We start from the raw sequence: 14,901 nt of genomic DNA, 5'->3' as shown, positions 1-14,901 counted from the left end.
GCCCCCTGGCCCGGCCTTCGCCCGCCAGCCGCTGGCCGCCACGGCGGCGGCGGCCGCCGCCGCCGGGACAGCGACGAGCAGCGTCCTGGTCACCCCGCGCGCCCGGCCCACCGGCACCAGCGCCCACACCCCGCCGGCGACAGCCCACGCACCGGTGGACGCCAATGACCTCAAGACGCTGGTGAGGCCCTCAAGCTCTCCGCGCTGACCCACCCGACTCCTCCATCCACGGCTCCAACAGGCCACGATCGTGACACCAACGTGAGAGGCGTGACGACCTTTCGTCAACCGTCGCGCCGAGACACGTCTCGCCAGCCGATCGTCGGCTGACGACGACCGCCTGCGCCTGCTGCAGGGCGACGCGGCCAGCGTGGGTGAAAGGCTCCCGGCGATGGCAGGGATGCGCTACAGGCCGTGTGCTTGCGCGCCGAAGGGTGCATCGGAGGGATGCCCACATGAGAATCACCGCCGCACCAACCTCGTACCTACCCCCGGCCAGCACCGTCTCGCCTCGCGCCAGCGCGGCCGCGCCAGCCCCGGCTGCGTCCACCTCGGCGTCGCTCGTCGGCTCGTTGACCGAGTCCGACAAGAGCTTCCTGCTCAACAGCTTCGGGATGACGGTCACCGCCCGCGTCGACCCCGACTCCATGACCTTCCACGGCACGGAGAATATGAGCCCCGAGCAGGCGAGAGGGGCGTCCACCCTGGCCTCGCAGCTGATGGCTGACCGCCAGAGAGGGGCAGTGGACGGCGACGTGTCCTCGTCCTACCTCACCGGGCTGCTGTCCCGCATCGGTACAGACCCGGCGCAGGCACCCTTCGCCGACGCGATCAGCAAGGCACTGGAGCACCTCGCCGGTGGCAGCACCGTGGCGAGGGTCGACACCCGCGTCTGACCTGGGCGCCCGGCTGATTCGCCGTGCGGCTGCCGCCCGGCCCGTCCCGAGCGGCTCCATAGCTCTTGTAGCGCTCCACGACAGCGACCACCCCCCGGCAGCGGACAGCGGCTGAGAAACGGCTCGCGTGGGATCGGCCCCGCGGTCCCACAGGGGACCGCTATCCGGAGATGGGCGCCCGTCCGGGTGGTTGTCGGGGGTACGCCCTTCGTCCCGGGTCCCTTTGACCCGATGGCGCGGCAGTGACGGCTGCTGTACCTGCGCTTGATCCTGGTGCGTCTCGCTCCAGGTGCGTGTCCCGAGGCGACGGGTACGGGGTGCTGGTGACCGCGGTGCTCGTCACGCTTGCTTGGGGCGTGGCCTTGGCGGTGCAGGAGCGCGCCTGGGCGGAGGTGGTGCACCAGGACGCCATGACCAGCTGGGCAGCCGACGGCCGACAGGGACCCGCGCCCGCGCTGACGGGTGCCGAGGTCTGGGCGCCCCTCGTTATCCGGCAGGCCCTGGCCGTCGGCATGGTCGGACTCGTCTCGGCCGCCCTGGTGCGTCATGGACGCTCGCTGCCGGCGATGGCTTGTGCGGGGCTGCTCGTCCTGCCGCCAGCGGGCCTGGGGACGACTGCGCTGCGGGAGCCGATGATGCCCGGCCCGTACGCCGACGCATCGACTTGGTCGACGTGGTGGCCGTGGTCGGGTACCGCGCTGCTCCTGCTGGCGGTAGCTGCGCCCGCGCTGGTAGCGGCACACCGGCGCGTGGTGGCGCCAGCACGGTTCGGGTGGCGCTCGGTGGTGGTGGTCACGGTGCTCGTCGTGGCGGCCTCCCTGTCGCAGGACGCGGCGTCCTTGGCCGCGGGGACAGCGTGGGGCGTGCAGGTCCTGGTCGAGGTGGCGACGGTCGTCGGCGTCGTCGTGGCGACCAGCGTGCTCGTGTCGACGTCGCGCCGGGTGGGCTGGACCGTGCTCGGGCTGGCCCTGGCGGGTGGTCTGCTCGCCCTGCTGGACAGCTGGTACGAGGCACGGTGGGACACGGTGCAGCTCGGGGCGGCCGTCGTCCTCGGCCCGGTCCTGCTCGTCTCGGCCGCGCCCGCGGGTCGTCTGTGGCGCGCGGTGTTCCGGCGCGGGCCCGGCCTGGCCGCGTCGCCCGCCTGAGTCCAGCCGCCGGCACCGCCCCCGCGACCGACCGCGGAGGACCACCTGCAGCGTCTCCCCAGCTCGGGGTTCCCGGGTGGCGACCGCGTGATGGGGGCTCAGTCCAGGCGCCGTGGTGTGGGTGAGACTGGGGTGGTGGACGCGTCGGGGCCCGCGGCTGTGCCGCCGACGTTGTCGTTGTCCGGGTTGTCCTATGCGTTCGGTCGCCGGCCTGTCCTGACGGGTCTGGACGGGCAGAGCCGGGGCCGGGTCGTCGCGGTGCTGGGCGAGAACGGTGCGGGCAAGTCGACGCTGCTGCGGATGCTGGCGACGGTCACGCGACCGACGGGGGGCTGGTTCTGCTGCGCCGGCTGGGACAGCCGGGACCGGCAGGGCGTGGCCGGCTACCGGTCCAGGCTCGGGGTGGTGCCGCAGCACCTGGACCTCGCCTCGGGCTACACCTGCGAGGACGTGCTGCGGTACGTGTGCTGGCTCAAGCGGGTGCCCGCTGCCGACGTGCCGGGGGCGGTGGAGCGGGTCCTGGCTGCGTTGGAGCTGCGGCCGCAGCGCGGCACGCGGGTGGGCCGGCTGTCCGGCGGGACGCGGCAGCGGCTCAACCTCGCCCAGGCCCTGGTGAACGACCCGCAGCTGGTCATCCTCGACGAGCCGACGGTCGGGCTGGACCCGCGGCAGCGGGTGGAGCTGCGCCGGCACCTGTCCCGGGCGGCGCAGCACGCCACCCTGATCATGGCCACCCACCTCGTGGAGGACGTCGCGGCACTGGCCGACGACGTCGTCGTACTCAGCGGGGGCCGCATCACCTACTGGGGGGACCTGCCGACCTTCTGCACCGGCCACGGCATCGCCGTGGCCGGGGACACCGTCACCGGCACCGAGCTGGAGAAGGCCTTCCTGCACCTGCTCGACACCAACGCCGACGTCGACGCGAGCGTGAGAGGACGCCGCGACGGTGGGGCCGGCGCGTGAGCAGCGCCAGGGCCCGCCGACCGCGCCGTCTGCAGCTGCCGTACGTCGCCGCAGTGGAGGCGACCCGGGGGGTTCCCTTGTACGCGGGCATCCTCATGGTGGCCGTGTCCGTGCTGGCGGCCGGCTCGGCCGGGTCGGCCGGCTCGTTGAGCCCTGGGTGGGCGGCACCGTTGAGCACCGGCGCCGCGACGGCGACGTTCCTCGCGCCGGTCGCGGCCGGTGCGTCCGTCGTGCACGTGCAGGCCCGACGCCGGAAGGGGTGGCTCGACGCCGCGGCATCGACCCCGCGGGGTGCGTCCGGGGCCGTCTGCCTGTCGGCGGTGAGCCTGTCAGTGGTGACGGTGGCCGCGTTGACGGTGGGGACCCTCGTGGCGGTCGTCCGCGCCGACCTCGCTGGTCCCTTCACCGCGGCGATGCTGCTGCTGCCGGCGACGGCGGTGCTCATGTGCGCCGCCGCCGTGCTGCTGGGGGTCTGGACCGGGACCCTGACCCGGTCCAGGCTGGCGGGCCCGGTGCTGAGCATCGCCCTCTACGGCTCCGCCACGGCGTCGCTGTACTCCAGGATCGACGGGCGGTCGTGGCTGCTGTGGCTGGAGCCCTACCCGTTGGACTTCTCCTACTCCCTCGCCCTCGAACCGGACCCCGGCTACTGGCTGCCCAAGCTCGCGGCCCTGGGCGCGGTCGCCCTGGCGGTCCTGCTCGTGCTGGACCACCGTCGAGCGCTCGGTGTCCTGGCGGCCGTCGCGGGCGGCGCCGTCCTCCTCGCGGCCGCCACGACCCTCCAGCCCGACGTCGTCCGGCTCCGGACCCCACCCACCGACCCGCCGTGCCTCGACCAGTCCGGCGTGAGGGTGTGCACCTGGCCGGAGGCGACCCACCTCGCACCCGCCATCCTCGCCGCCGCCGTCACCGTCAGGAAGCACAACGAGGACGTCCTGCCCGACCTGCCGTCCACCTATAACCAGCTCGGACTTCAGCCCGAACAGCCCGGACAGCCCGGACCGGTGGGCGCAGCCACGGTCGACGTGCTCACCGTCGACGACAGCGACTCCACGTCCGTCCTCGCCGAGGTCAGGGCAGCGTCCCTGCCACCCAGCCGCTGCCCCTACGAGCCGGCCTCCGCCGACCTCCGCGGCGACGTCGTCGAGCTGATGGCTGTCCGCGCGGGCGAACCGGTCCTCCGAGAGCCCGGCGACGAGATCGAGGTCCTGGCGCAGCAGAGCGACGTTGTCCAGGCCCGTTGGGTCCAGGACACGCTCGAGGAGGCCGACGCGGCCTGCGCCGCACGACCGGCAGACGCCCCGTGACCACACCCATGACCCCCCGGCCCCGGCCCCTCCTACCAGTGTGGCGGCAGGTGGTCGTGGTGGCACGAGGCTGGGACCTGCACCTAGCCATGGCCGTCATCACGGCGGTGGCAGCACTGGGTCTGCTGGCTCCCGACCTGGTCGTGCTGCCCACCCTGACCAGCCGCGCGGTCGCCCTCACCCCGACCGGCGCCATGGCCGCCGTCGCCGCCAGCATCGGGGTGCTGCTCACCGCCCGGGAACCGCTGGACGTCATCCCGTCGACGAGCCCGCGCCGGCTGGTCCTGTGGCGGTGCGGCCGCGTACTCACCCTGACAGCCTTCGCCGTCGCGGCGGTCTCCCTGCCCTGGCCCCACCTCTTCGCGGCCTGCCTCACCGCAGCCACCGCCGCCGTCGGCGAAGGCCTCCTGCTCGCCCGCGCCGCCGGCCCGGCCCTCGCCTGGACGCTGCCCGTCCTGCACGTCACCGCCGCCACGTTCTTCGGCTACCAGCGCGACGGCACCCTGCGCCCCTGGGCCTGGCTGCTCAGCGTCCACCCCGACCCGACCCACACCCTCGCATCCCTCGCCCTGCTGGGCACCGGGCTGGTCGTCTGGGCCACCGGACCCCCACGCGTGTAGGACGACAACCCCACTCACCTACGCCGTCCCCTGAGCCGACCAGACAGCGGTGACAAGCAACTGGCCTGACGGCCAACCGCAGGACTCGAACGTCCGTCCCACAAAGAATCCTCAGTCGGTGCTTGCCCGTTCGCCTACGCCGTGCCGGGCGTCGGCGTTGGCCGGACCCGTTAAGCCGAAGGTGTCGGGCTTCGCCGGGAACATGGCGCTGCTCGCCCCCCAGCCGAACGATGGGGACCGTGCCGCCACCCTCCGACAGGTCTGTGCGGCCAGGCTTGGACACCGCTGTCAGGACACCGCAGCGGACACGACTGCGCGTGCGGTCGGCAGCGGCCTCCTCGTGGACCGCGGTGTTCGTGTTGGCGGCGGCGGCGTACCAGGTCTGGGACTTCGCTGCTCATTCCTTCGGCCACGGCTCCCGACCGTGGTGGGGCGACCTGCTGCGAGCCATCTCCTTCTTTGGGCTAATGCCGGCCTACGTCACCTGCATCGCCATGACGCTCGTCGGTGCACGCATGTGCTGGGTAGCCCGCGAGCGGTGGGGTTGGCTGCGGCTAGTTCCAGGGTTTCTCGTGCTGGGCGCCAGCGTCTTCTTGGCTGTCGCCTACCTCTGACCGTCGGGCCCGGTACAACGGGCAGCGGCAGCCCTTACGAAACCGACAATCCCTGCGACCCAACTTCTCGGTGTAGCGCCTTGCGGGTGCAGTAGCCGATTGGCGTCGCGGACGGGTCCGAGTTTTAGGTGTCGAAGCAAGTTGAGGCGGCTGGTCATGCGGTCGAGGTCGGTGAGCGCGGCGTCCAAGGCGGAGTCCGGGGACAGGGTCGTGAGCAGGACGAGGCGGATGTCGCGGTCCCAGCAGACGTCGACGAGGTCGGCGAAGCGGCGCCGGGCGTCCTCGTTCGTGCGGGCCAGTGCGGGGACTCCGGCCAGGACAAGGGTCTGGTAGCGGTCGGTGAGTTCGAGCAGGTCCCCGGTCGAGGTGTGGGTGTCGCACAGCTGGTGCAGTGCAGGTGCACGACGTCGTCGGTCGCGGACATCGCCCACAGGGGGTGTCCGCCCACGTGCAGTTGCCGGGCGGTCCTCCGGGGAGGGAGCCGCCAGACCTAGGGCGGCGAGCTGGGCGGCGCTGCCGGGCCTGAGCCACGCCCCGGATGACCAGGCGGGGCGGGCGCCGCCGTGGCCGAGGGTGCGGTGGTCGACCGGGCCCGCGACGTGGAGGACCTCGCAGGTGGTCTCCAGCGCGGCGACCAGGGGCAGGACGAGGTGGTGGTGGCGCGGGTCGGGCAGGAGGCCGCCTGGGGGCGTAGTTGCTCGTGGCGAGCAGCCGCACCCCGCGGCCGGGCAGGGCGCGCACCAGGCGGGACAGGAGCATGGCGTCGCCGGGGTCGTGGGCGTGCAGCTCGTCGAGGAAGAGGACGCGCGCGCCGGCGAGGACGTCGGTGATGGCGGCGTCGAGGCCGCCACGGCGTCCGGCGTGGGCGGCGATGGTGCGGTGCAGCCGGCGGGTGGCCTCGTAGACGTGGAGCCGCTGTGCGGTGCCCGGGGGAAGCTGATCGACGAGGGCGTCGACCAGCCAGCTTTTGCCACGCCGACGGGCCCGTGCAGCTAGATCCCCGTCGGGCTTCGACGGCGGCGTAGCCCGGGCCACGACTGGGCGGCCGTGGGTCGGCTGGTGAGGACCTGGGCACCGAGCACGGCGAGGCGGTCGGCGGCCGGGCGCTGCTCCTCATCGAGCACCGAGTCGAGCTGGTGGGCCGCGTCGTCGAAGCGCCTGCGCGCGTCGACGACCGCGGCGTCGCTACGGGAGGGGCGCACGGCGGAAGCCTGCCGCACCGAGTGAGACGAGCAGCGCTTCCAAGCTCACCCAGCGGGATGCGGCAGTGGGCGCGGTCGCTCACGGACGGGCGCCAGCGACCTGGCCGTCCGGCAGAGAATCGCCCTGGGCGCTGACCTCGGGACACCGGGTGAACACGGGGTGAAGTGCCTCCGCGACCGCGCTCAACGCGCATCATGAGTCGTATGTCGCCGAGGCTGGACGGGCTCTTCGCGCGGATGCCATCCATCTCGCTCGGGCTATCGGCTGTGGTCCTGCTCTTGGCGGGCTCCTGGTTTGCAGAGTTCGCCTGCTGCTTCAGCCTCACAGAGGAGGGTGTGTTCTGGGGACGATGGAGCGGCCCGTACTACTTCGCCCTAGCAGTTTGCGTGGCCAGCCTGACGACGACGCTTCTAGGCACGGTGGATGCCCTCGTGTTCCCACGGCTGAAGGCGTGGCTGCAACTAGCACCGGGGCTGACGCTATTGATGATCTTTCTCCGGTTCGTCCTGCCCGTGCTTGTCCGGTCCACCTACACATGGTGAGTTGGTCTCGACCTGCCCTGGGGCTTGTCGCTCTCCAGCGTGCGCAGCAGTCGACTGTTCCTGGCGCCGTCGGGGACCGCCGTCCTGGTTGTAGCCGCGCGAGTTTGAGACTGGATACTTGCGCCCGTCCCAGTAACCGACCCCCTGCCGGCGACGACGGGACCGTTGACGGCGGCGCGGTCGAAGCGCCGACATTTTCGTCACAAGGGATCCCCAGCTGAGACGAGCCGCCAAGGCCCAAGCCCTGCCGCTCCTCGAAGGCTACGATCCCGGCGGGAGTCTCCGCCTCAATGACGATCGGTGGCCAGTGGACACGTACCGGCTCAAAGTTGCGCCAATCCTGGCCATCGTTCTGGCACTCATCGGTCTCGCAGGCGGGGGATACGTCGTATCGCAGGGCAACGAGGGTGGCTGGGTCCCCATCGGCATCTGCGTCGTGATTCTGCTTGTTGTGGCTGCTGGTCTAGCCGTGCTCCGACGCCGGGCGCAGTCTCGGCCGTAGGTCCCAGCGACGCCCTGAGGACAGTCGCTCGAGCACCGGGACCAGCCTCACAGCGTCGCCAGCCGACGATCGTCTACCGGGTTGCGTCAGGTGGGGTCGGTGCGGGTCAGGGTGTGCGTCGCGAGGCCCCCGGCGTGCGTGCTCGCCCGCGCGAGGCCGCGCCCTGTAGGGACCAGATAGCGGAGCAGCCGGTCGTCTGCAGGCCATCACCGGGTTCGACAACATCTCTTACGGCGTCGGCTGGAGCGCCACCCTGATCCCGACCGCGGCAGCTTCGTCGTGGTCTACGTCGCCGTCGCCTAGCTCCTGCGCCTCATCGCCCGGGACACCTACACCGGGCGTCACCGCCACCTGACCAGCTCGACAGCCCACCGCCGAGGGGACGGGCTGCACGGCAGAAGCCGGACGCGTGCCAGGTCGCTCACAGGCACAACGGGCAACGTGACCTCATGCCCAGACCTGATCACGCGTCCCGCCGCCGCCCGATGGCCCTGCTGCCGGCCCGACGGAGCACGGCACGGCAGGGGTGGGCCGCCACGGCGGCTGCCGCGGCCGTGGCGCTGACGGCCGTCGGCTGCGCCGAGGACGCGGGACAGGACGAGTCGCTGGGCGCGACCCGGGCCCAGCTCGGCGCCGGCCCCGACCCGAACGGGATGCTGGGCCTGGAGGTCACCAGCATCGGCGAGGTCACCGAGGTCCTCGACAACAACGCCTTCCGCATGGATAAGGACGGCGTCGAGCCGGGCGTCCCGGACGACCTCACCCCGCCGAGCCCCGGGGCGGCACCGGCCTACACCGACCTGGACCAGCTGGACAAGGACGCGTTCTTCACGGGCGACGACGACCTGGGGTACGGCACGGACCAGGAGCAGGTCCTGGTGCTCGTTCCCGGCGCCGACCTCGACCTGCGAGCCGGCGACCCCGTCCGGGTCGTCGGCACGATCCGCAGCCTGGACGCCGAGGGCATCGAGGAGGTCTACGACGTCGAGATCGACACCGACGCCTACGCCCCGTACCTCGACCAGCTCGTCGTGGTCGCAGAGTCCGTTTCAGCCGTCGGATGACCGAGGGCGGGTCCCCGGCGCAGACGACGGCACCGTCACGCGAGCGAACGGCAAGCGCCGGGGCCGGACCCCGGACCCCGGACCCCGGACCCCGGACCCCGCCGCGAAGGTCGGGTCCACCAGGTGGCGACACACCGAGCAGCCGCCGGGGCACGAGGTCCGCCGTGGGCTGGAGGAACCTTGTGGCGCCCAGCACGGACGCTGTTATGGTCCGGATCGTGTGGGGACGTGGGGACATTGTGCAGCCGGCGGCCGCCGGCCACGTCCACATGCCCTCGCACGTGCCCTCGGGTGCGGCCCTGCTCGCCGTCGAGCTGAGCGAGGACGCTCGCGGCACCCGCGGTCTGGACGTGCTGCGCCGCAGCATCGACCGCGCCCCGCCCGCCCGGTCCTGATCTGACGACCACGACCAGCAGCCCCTCGGGCTGCTGGCGATTCCTGCTCCCCCGGTAGCCCGGGGCGGGCCGTCACCGAAGGACCGACCATGACCACGACCCCGCTCACCCACCCGACCCCGCTCTCCCGTCCGACCCCGACCCCGCCCACGGCTCCGGACGCCGACCTGCTCCGGCAGCTCACCGACCTGGAGGAGACGCGCAGCCGGCAGCTGCAGGCCTTTCCTGAGGCCGACCTCGACGCGGTCCGGTCCGCACGCCGCGCCCGAGCCCAGCGCGACCTGCGGGACGTGCGGACCGCGCTCGTGCGCCTGGCCGAAGGCCGCTACGGCATCTGCACCGGGTGCGACCAGCCCATCTCGGCGGAACGGCTCGAGGCGCGCTGCTGGACCACCACCTGCGTCGACTGCGCCGGCCGTGCCGCGCGCTGACCGGCCGGCGTGCCGGACGCCTGCCGAGGGGGCGGTCCACCGTGCCTAGGCGGGTCGCCGTGGTCGGGGCGGGCATCGTCGGGTTGTCCACCGCCTGGTTCCTCCAGGCGCACGGCGTGCACGTCACCGTCATCGAGCGCCGCCACGTCGCAGCAGGCTCGTCATGGGGCAACGCAGGCTGGCTGACGCCGGCGCTGACGGCACCGCTGCCCGACCCTGCGGTCCTGTCCTACGGGGTGAGGGCGCTGCTCAGCCCGTCCTCACCGGTCTACGTTCCGCTGCGCGCCGACGCCCGGCTGCTCCGCTTCCTGCTGGGCTTCACCCGGCACAGCACGGCCCGCCGCTGGGGCGTGGGGATGCGCGCCTACGCCCCTGTGAACCGCATCGCCCTGGACGCGTTCGACGAGCTGACCGCGGGAGGGGTCCAGGCGGGCACCCGTCCCGCCGAGCCGTTTCTGGCGTGCTACCGGACACCCCAGGAGAGAGACGCCCTGGTCCGGACGCTGAGGGACATCGAGACAGCCGGGCAGGACGTCAAGTTCGACGTCCTGTCCGGCGAGGAGGCCCGCAGCCTGGAACCGTCCCTGTCCCCGGCCACCACCACGGCCGTCCGGCTGCACGGACAACGGTTCATCGACCCGCCGGCCTACCTGCGGTCCCTGGCCGACGCGGTCCACGACCGCGACGGGGACGTCATCGAGGGCGTGTCGGTCACCCGGGTCACGGAGACGTCCGACGGTGTCGTCGTCCACGACGGCGAGGGCCAGGAGCGACGCTTCGACGCCGTCGTGCTCGCGAACGGTGCGTGGCTGGGCGACCTCGCCAGACCGTTCGGGGTCCGTCAGCCCGTGCAGGCCGGGCGCGGGTACAGCTTCAGCGTCCCCTGCGAGCACCTGCCCCGCGGCCCGCTGTACTTCCCCGGCCAGCGGGTGGCGTGCACCCCGGTGGCGGCACCCGGAGGGCCGCGGCTGAGGGTCGCCGGGATGATGGAGCTCCGCCCGCCCGACGCCGCCCTGGACCGTCGCCGCATCGAGGCGATCGCCGCCGCTGCCCGTCCGGTGCTCCAGGGCGTGGATCTCGACGACCGCCACGAAGAGTGGGTGGGCTCCCGACCGTGCACACCCGACGGCCTGCCGCTGATAGGCGCGACCCGGTCCCCCAAGGTCTTCACCGCCGGCGGGCACGGCATGTGGGGGGTCGCCCTCGGCCCCGTCACCGGGAAGCTGCTGGCCGAACGCATCGTCACCGGCGTCACCCCGACGGCCCTGACGCCGTTCGACCCCCTCAGATGACCAGCAGATGTCCCCCATGCCGCCCAAGAGCGGTGCCCCAAGGGGTTTACACACGGTGGTGACGGCCCGGCGAGGGCCAGAGGTCACCGCGGTGCAGGCCGTGTGCCTGGTCCCAGCGGAGCAGGGGGATGGTCGGGACCCGGGTCATGGCATCGTTGACGGCCTGCAGCGCCGAGGTCGGGGCCGGGCGGCCGTCGACGTGGGAGGCGAGCAGGGCACGGACCTGTTCTCGCAGCGCCCGCCGCTGCGCCGCGCACATCTCCTGCAACCCCGGCTGCAGGACCGCCCCGCCCCGCCCCGCCCGCCACCGACGAGCCTCAAGCGGGGTGCCCGGCAGGGCTCCCGCGCCACGCCGCCCGGGTGGGAGCAGGTCGGCTCCCGACGCTGACGGGACCTATGGCCCGGACGCCGGGACGCCCGCGGGTGGAGGATCGAGTCGCCACCGGCCAGGCCGCGACAGCAGGAGGACCTATGCACGCACCACCGACCGTCCGGCGCCGTTGAGGTGTGCAGCTACTGTGGCTGCCATGACATCACCGTCATCGGCCGGCTGATGGACGAGCACGAGGCGATCCAGAACGCGGCCGGTGAGCTTCGTCGGACGGTCGTCACCGGCGGGCCCGAGGATGTCGCCGCCGGCGTCGCCGCCCTGGCCGGTCTGCTCGACCCGCACGTCGAGGTCGAGGAGCGCGGACTCTTCGGTGAGCTGAGGGACGACCCCGAGTTCGCCCCGCACATCGACCGGCTCTGCGGCGAGCACGTCACCCTCGAGGCCGCCCTCGACGCGGTCCGCGGTGGTGACCTCACCGGCCTCGACGCGCTCCTGCGCCTGCTGGACGCCCATATCGAGCGCGAGGACAACGGGGTGTTCCCCGCCGCCGCGACCGCACTGGACGGCCCCTCGTGGGACCGCATCACCGACCGGCTCAACGAGCCGGCCGCCGTCCAGCACCACCCTGACCGAGTCACCGAACCGAGAGGTGCACCATGAACAAGTCGTCCCTCACCGCCCTCGTCCGCCAGCAGCTCAAGCTGGCCGTGGACGCCTCCAGCGGGCGCAGCGCCCACACCGTCTTCGGCGGCCACGAGCACGTGCTCCGCCAGACCCTCGTAGCCCTCGCTGGCGGGCGGAAGCTGGACGACCACGAGAACCCCGGCGAGGCCACCCTGCACGTGCTGCACGGCCGGGTGAGCCTCCGCTGCGGGGACGACAGCTGGGAGGGCTCCCCCGGCGACCTCCTCGTCGTCCCCGACGCCCGGCACAGCCTCGAGGCGCTCGAGGACTCTGCCGTGCTCCTCACCGTCGCCAAGACAGCCTGAGGTGGTAGGGACGCGCAAACCGCCTGAGCCGCCCGAGCCGTCCCGGTCAGCCAGAGTCAGTGGGACGCGTGAGGACTCAGCGTGCTCACCTGAGTCCCTCGCCCAGCAGGCCGCCGCCCGGGCCGCCGTCCTGGACCGCCCTGGGTGGGTGTCGGACGCGCGCCAGGACCTGGCTGGTGAGCCGCACGACCGCGCGGGGACCGCGGCACGGCTGAACTGGTTGCGCGCCGGGGTCCTCGGGGCCAACGACGGCATCGTCTCCACCGCCGGCCTCGTCATCGGGGTGGCCGGCGCGACCAGCGCCAACGGGCCGCTCCTGACCGCCGGGGTCGCGGGCCTCGTGGCGGGAGCGGTGTCGATGGCCCTCGGGGAGTACGTGTCGGTGAGCAGCTCACGCGACAGCGAGCGGTCCCTGCTGGACCGGAAGCGGCGTGCGATCGCGACGAGCCCGCAGGCGGAGTGCCGCGAGCTGGCCCAGATCTACCAGGCCAAGGGTCTGTCGGCCGACACCGCCTGGCGAGCTGCCCGAGAGCTCACCACCAACGACGCGTTCGCGGCCCACGCCGACGCTGAGCTGGGTATCGACCCCCACGCCCTGGTGAGCCCCTGGAACGCCGCTGCGGCCTCGGCGCTGTCCTTCTCGCTGGGTGCGCTGCTCCCGCTCGCCTCGATCCTGCTGTTGCCCCCGGCGATCCGCATCTGGGCCACCTTCGTGGTCGTGCTCCTCGCCCTGGCCCTGGCCGGAGCACTCGGCGCGACCATCGGCGGCGCGGGACGCACCCGCGCCGTCATCCGCATAGTCGTGGGCGGAGGAGCCGGCATGGCGTTCACCTACCTCATCGGCAGTCTGCTGGGGACGACGTTGTGACGCGTCACCGGACCGCAACCCTCGCGCTGCGAGGTCTGGGCTTGCTCGCCGCATCCGCACTGACTCTCTGGACGGCGAAGCTGCTGAGGGTCAAGCGCGGCGTCGGCCGGGCCCGCCGGTACTGGTCGAACCCTCAGGGTGAACCCGGCGGGCTGCTGTACGTCGCCCTCGGCGACTCCACCGCACAAGGCGTCGGGGCCAGCCGGCCGGAACGCGGCTACGTCGGCCTGGTGGCCCAGCAGATGCGGGAGCAGACCCACGCAGCGGTCCAGGTGGTCAACCTGAGCCGCTCCGGCGCGCGCATCGACGACGTGCTGAGCGACCAGCTGCCCCGTCTGGCAGCCCTCCGGCCGGACCTCGTCACGGTCGGCATCGGAGGCAACGACCTCCTCACCTACGACCCGGCGGCATACGTGCGGCAGGTGTCTGCCCTCACCGCCGCACTGCCGCCGGGCACCGTCGTCGCTGACGCCCCGTACCTGATGCACGGGCACTGGGAGCGTGACGCCGAGCGGGCCGCGGACCTGTTGACCCGCTCTGCCGAAGGCCACGGGCTTGTCGTCGTACCCCTGCACGACGCCCTGCGCCGGGAGGGGTGGTCCGCGATGGCCACCCAGTTCGCGGCCGACTTCTTCCACCCCAACGACCGCGGCCATCGGGTCTGGGCCGAGGCGTTCTGGAGCGGCATCCTCCAGTCACCCGTCGCCACGCGTCTCGGACCTGCGCCAGCCCATGGCTGAGCAGGCTGCGGCGGGTCTGCTGTGGGTCACTGCCGGTCGCCTGGATGAGCTGACGCCAGACAGCGCGGTGCGCGTCGACCTGGCAGGACTTCCGGTCTGCCTGGCCCGCAGCGCCGGTGCGGTGCATGCCCTCCTCGACGAGTGCAGCCACGGCCAGGTCGCACTGTCTGAAGGCGACGTCGAGGACGGCTACGTCGAGTGCTGGCTCCACGGCTCCCGCTTCGACCTCACGAGCGGCGTCCCCACAGGCCCCCCCGCCACCGTGCCCGTCCCGGTGTACGCCGTCCGCATCACCGACGGAGAGATTCAGGTAGCCCTCCCCGCACCAGCCACAGACATCGAGACTGCTGCGGGCACCCCGTCCTGACTAGGCCTGGAACCGTGCACGGGGGAAGGCCATCCAGAGACCGACCTACGCGCCTCACACGGCTTTCACTCGGCCCCAGTCCTCGCGACCGCAGCACACCTGACCGCTACACCATGGCTCACCGGGACTGAGCGTCTCGCATATCAGGGTCAGGCAGACGGCCGACTTCAGCCACAGTGCGGTCTTGCGCTGGCAGGTCCTGCCTTCCGCGCCTACTCGGCGCACACGGGGAACGGGGGTTCCGCACTGCGCTCACCGACCTGCTGGCCGCTACGGGGCGGTGCGCACCGCCGTGAGCTGCAGAGCGACTGGTGGCGGTACCAGCGTCGATCGATCAGCGACGTCGCGGTCGTGCTAGGGCGCCTCTACGAGCACCGCTCGGCGGCAGGGACGCGAGCCAAGACCGACGGGCGAGCCCACGACGTCGAGTTCGACGACGTGACAGCGCCGAAGGCCTGAGCCCTTGCCCGGCCGGTGCGACCTACGACCGCGCGGGCGGGGCCCCCCGTTTCGGGACGCCGGGGCCGCGGTGCGTGAGACATGGGACCGTCGTGGCTCACCCGGCCCATTCGACCTGCTGCCTGCCTGCTCGTGCGTCAGGCCCGGACCGTACGGAGAGTCGCATGGAC

At 72.7% G+C, this 14,901-nt stretch carries 19 protein-coding genes and 1 pseudogene; 16 read left to right on the top strand and 4 right to left on the bottom strand.

Features of this window, described 5'->3' with window-relative positions:
- From WCS02_RS10175 to WCS02_RS10150, 6 genes are all read left to right on the top strand, one after another.
- Positions 1-208, top strand: a 208-nt coding sequence (locus tag WCS02_RS10175) for a hypothetical protein (RefSeq protein WP_340292677.1), incomplete at its 5' end; no start/stop codon positions are given.
- Positions 209-572: 364 nt separating this feature from the next.
- Positions 573-896: a hypothetical protein gene (locus WCS02_RS10170; protein WP_340292675.1), complete on the top strand. Its 324-nt coding sequence runs from the start codon at positions 573-575 to the stop codon at positions 894-896.
- Positions 897-1,213: 317 nt separating this feature from the next.
- Complete coding sequence (locus tag WCS02_RS10165) at positions 1,214-2,041, top strand: hypothetical protein (RefSeq protein WP_340292674.1); 828 nt, start codon at positions 1,214-1,216, stop codon at positions 2,039-2,041.
- A gap of 135 nt (positions 2,042-2,176) precedes the next feature.
- The gene (locus tag WCS02_RS10160) at positions 2,177-3,007 is read left to right on the top strand and encodes an ABC transporter ATP-binding protein (RefSeq protein ID WP_340292673.1); all 831 of its coding nucleotides are present in this window, start codon (positions 2,177-2,179) and stop codon (positions 3,005-3,007) included.
- Positions 3,004-4,314 carry a hypothetical protein gene (locus WCS02_RS10155; RefSeq protein WP_340292670.1) on the top strand — a complete coding sequence of 437 codons (1,311 nt, stop codon included), beginning with the start codon at positions 3,004-3,006 and terminating at the stop codon, positions 4,312-4,314. The genes WCS02_RS10160 and WCS02_RS10155 overlap by 4 nt, the downstream gene beginning before the upstream one ends.
- Before the next feature lie 59 nt (positions 4,315-4,373).
- Positions 4,374-4,934 (top strand): hypothetical protein, encoded by a 561-nt coding sequence (locus tag WCS02_RS10150; protein WP_340292667.1) that lies wholly within the window; start codon positions 4,374-4,376, stop codon positions 4,932-4,934.
- 604 nt (positions 4,935-5,538) lie between these two features.
- On the opposite strand, the gene zapE (WCS02_RS10145) is transcribed toward WCS02_RS10150, so the two are convergent.
- From zapE (WCS02_RS10145) to WCS02_RS10135, 3 genes and pseudogenes are all read right to left on the bottom strand, one after another.
- Positions 5,539-6,399 (bottom strand): AFG1/ZapE family ATPase, encoded by an 861-nt coding sequence (zapE, locus tag WCS02_RS10145; protein WP_340292665.1) that lies wholly within the window; start codon positions 6,397-6,399, stop codon positions 5,539-5,541.
- Positions 6,302-6,583, bottom strand: a pseudogene (zapE, locus tag WCS02_RS21185) (AFG1/ZapE family ATPase); the annotation flags it as partial. The pseudogene zapE (WCS02_RS21185) and the gene zapE (WCS02_RS10145), both read right to left, overlap by 98 nt.
- Positions 6,541-6,750 (bottom strand): hypothetical protein, encoded by a 210-nt coding sequence (locus tag WCS02_RS10135; RefSeq protein WP_340292663.1) that lies wholly within the window; start codon positions 6,748-6,750, stop codon positions 6,541-6,543. The pseudogene zapE (WCS02_RS21185) and the gene WCS02_RS10135, both read right to left, overlap by 43 nt.
- A 387-nt stretch (positions 6,751-7,137) precedes the next feature.
- Here WCS02_RS10135 and WCS02_RS10130 point away from each other — a divergent pair, with 387 nt between their 5' ends.
- The 5 genes from WCS02_RS10130 to WCS02_RS10110 all read left to right on the top strand — a co-directional run bounded on the left by WCS02_RS10130 (position 7,138) and on the right by WCS02_RS10110 (position 10,977).
- A complete protein-coding gene (locus tag WCS02_RS10130) occupies positions 7,138-7,293 on the top strand; it encodes a hypothetical protein (RefSeq protein ID WP_340292661.1) in 156 nt (51 codons plus the stop codon).
- A 951-nt stretch (positions 7,294-8,244) separates the two neighbouring features.
- Complete coding sequence (locus WCS02_RS10125; protein WP_340292659.1) at positions 8,245-8,859, top strand: hypothetical protein; 615 nt, start codon at positions 8,245-8,247, stop codon at positions 8,857-8,859.
- Positions 8,860-9,077: 218 nt separating this feature from the next.
- A complete protein-coding gene (locus WCS02_RS10120) occupies positions 9,078-9,254 on the top strand; it encodes a hypothetical protein (protein WP_340292657.1) in 177 nt (58 codons plus the stop codon).
- Positions 9,255-9,343: 89 nt separating this feature from the next.
- Positions 9,344-9,685 (top strand): TraR/DksA family transcriptional regulator, encoded by a 342-nt coding sequence (locus WCS02_RS10115; RefSeq protein ID WP_340292655.1) that lies wholly within the window; start codon positions 9,344-9,346, stop codon positions 9,683-9,685.
- A 41-nt stretch (positions 9,686-9,726) separates the two neighbouring features.
- A complete protein-coding gene (locus WCS02_RS10110) occupies positions 9,727-10,977 on the top strand; it encodes an NAD(P)/FAD-dependent oxidoreductase (protein ID WP_340292653.1) in 1,251 nt (416 codons plus the stop codon).
- A gap of 46 nt (positions 10,978-11,023) precedes the next feature.
- Here WCS02_RS10110 and WCS02_RS21180 read toward each other — a convergent pair whose 3' ends face one another.
- Positions 11,024-11,314, bottom strand: coding sequence for an ABATE domain-containing protein (locus WCS02_RS21180; RefSeq protein ID WP_376983643.1), 291 nt, complete (start codon positions 11,312-11,314; stop codon positions 11,024-11,026).
- Positions 11,315-11,482: 168 nt separating this feature from the next.
- Between WCS02_RS21180 and WCS02_RS10105 the strand changes: the two genes are divergently transcribed.
- From WCS02_RS10105 to WCS02_RS10085, 5 genes are all read left to right on the top strand, one after another.
- On the top strand, positions 11,483-11,968 hold the full coding sequence (locus tag WCS02_RS10105) for a hemerythrin domain-containing protein (protein WP_340292651.1): 486 nt from the start codon (positions 11,483-11,485) through the stop codon (positions 11,966-11,968).
- A complete protein-coding gene (locus WCS02_RS10100; RefSeq protein WP_340292649.1) occupies positions 11,965-12,297 on the top strand; it encodes a cupin domain-containing protein in 333 nt (110 codons plus the stop codon). The genes WCS02_RS10105 and WCS02_RS10100 overlap by 4 nt, the downstream gene beginning before the upstream one ends.
- Positions 12,298-12,445: 148 nt before the next feature.
- The gene (locus WCS02_RS10095; RefSeq protein ID WP_340292647.1) at positions 12,446-13,165 is read left to right on the top strand and encodes a VIT1/CCC1 transporter family protein; all 720 of its coding nucleotides are present in this window, start codon (positions 12,446-12,448) and stop codon (positions 13,163-13,165) included.
- Positions 13,166-13,206: 41 nt separating this feature from the next.
- The gene (locus tag WCS02_RS10090; protein ID WP_340292645.1) at positions 13,207-13,905 is read left to right on the top strand and encodes an SGNH/GDSL hydrolase family protein; all 699 of its coding nucleotides are present in this window, start codon (positions 13,207-13,209) and stop codon (positions 13,903-13,905) included.
- Complete coding sequence (locus WCS02_RS10085; protein ID WP_340292643.1) at positions 13,898-14,272, top strand: non-heme iron oxygenase ferredoxin subunit; 375 nt, start codon at positions 13,898-13,900, stop codon at positions 14,270-14,272. The genes WCS02_RS10090 and WCS02_RS10085 overlap by 8 nt, the downstream gene beginning before the upstream one ends.
- Positions 14,273-14,901: the final 629 nt, after the last annotated feature.

Source organism: Aquipuribacter hungaricus, from assembly GCF_037860755.1.
Lineage (GTDB): Bacteria > Actinomycetota > Actinomycetes > Actinomycetales > JBBAYJ01 > Aquipuribacter > Aquipuribacter hungaricus.
This window is presented reverse-complemented; position numbering and strand designations above follow the sequence as displayed.

Excerpts from the sequence above, each read along its gene's own strand:
- WCS02_RS10100 (WP_340292649.1), top strand. The coding sequence starts at position 11,965 with ATGAACAAGTCGTCCCTCACCGCCCTCGTCCGCCAGCAGCTCAAGCTG.
- WCS02_RS10085 (WP_340292643.1), top strand. The coding sequence starts at position 13,898 with ATGGCTGAGCAGGCTGCGGCGGGTCTGCTGTGGGTCACTGCCGGTCGC.
- WCS02_RS10115 (WP_340292655.1), top strand. The coding sequence starts at position 9,344 with ATGACCACGACCCCGCTCACCCACCCGACCCCGCTCTCCCGTCCGACC.
- WCS02_RS10125 (WP_340292659.1), top strand. The coding sequence starts at position 8,245 with ATGCCCAGACCTGATCACGCGTCCCGCCGCCGCCCGATGGCCCTGCTG.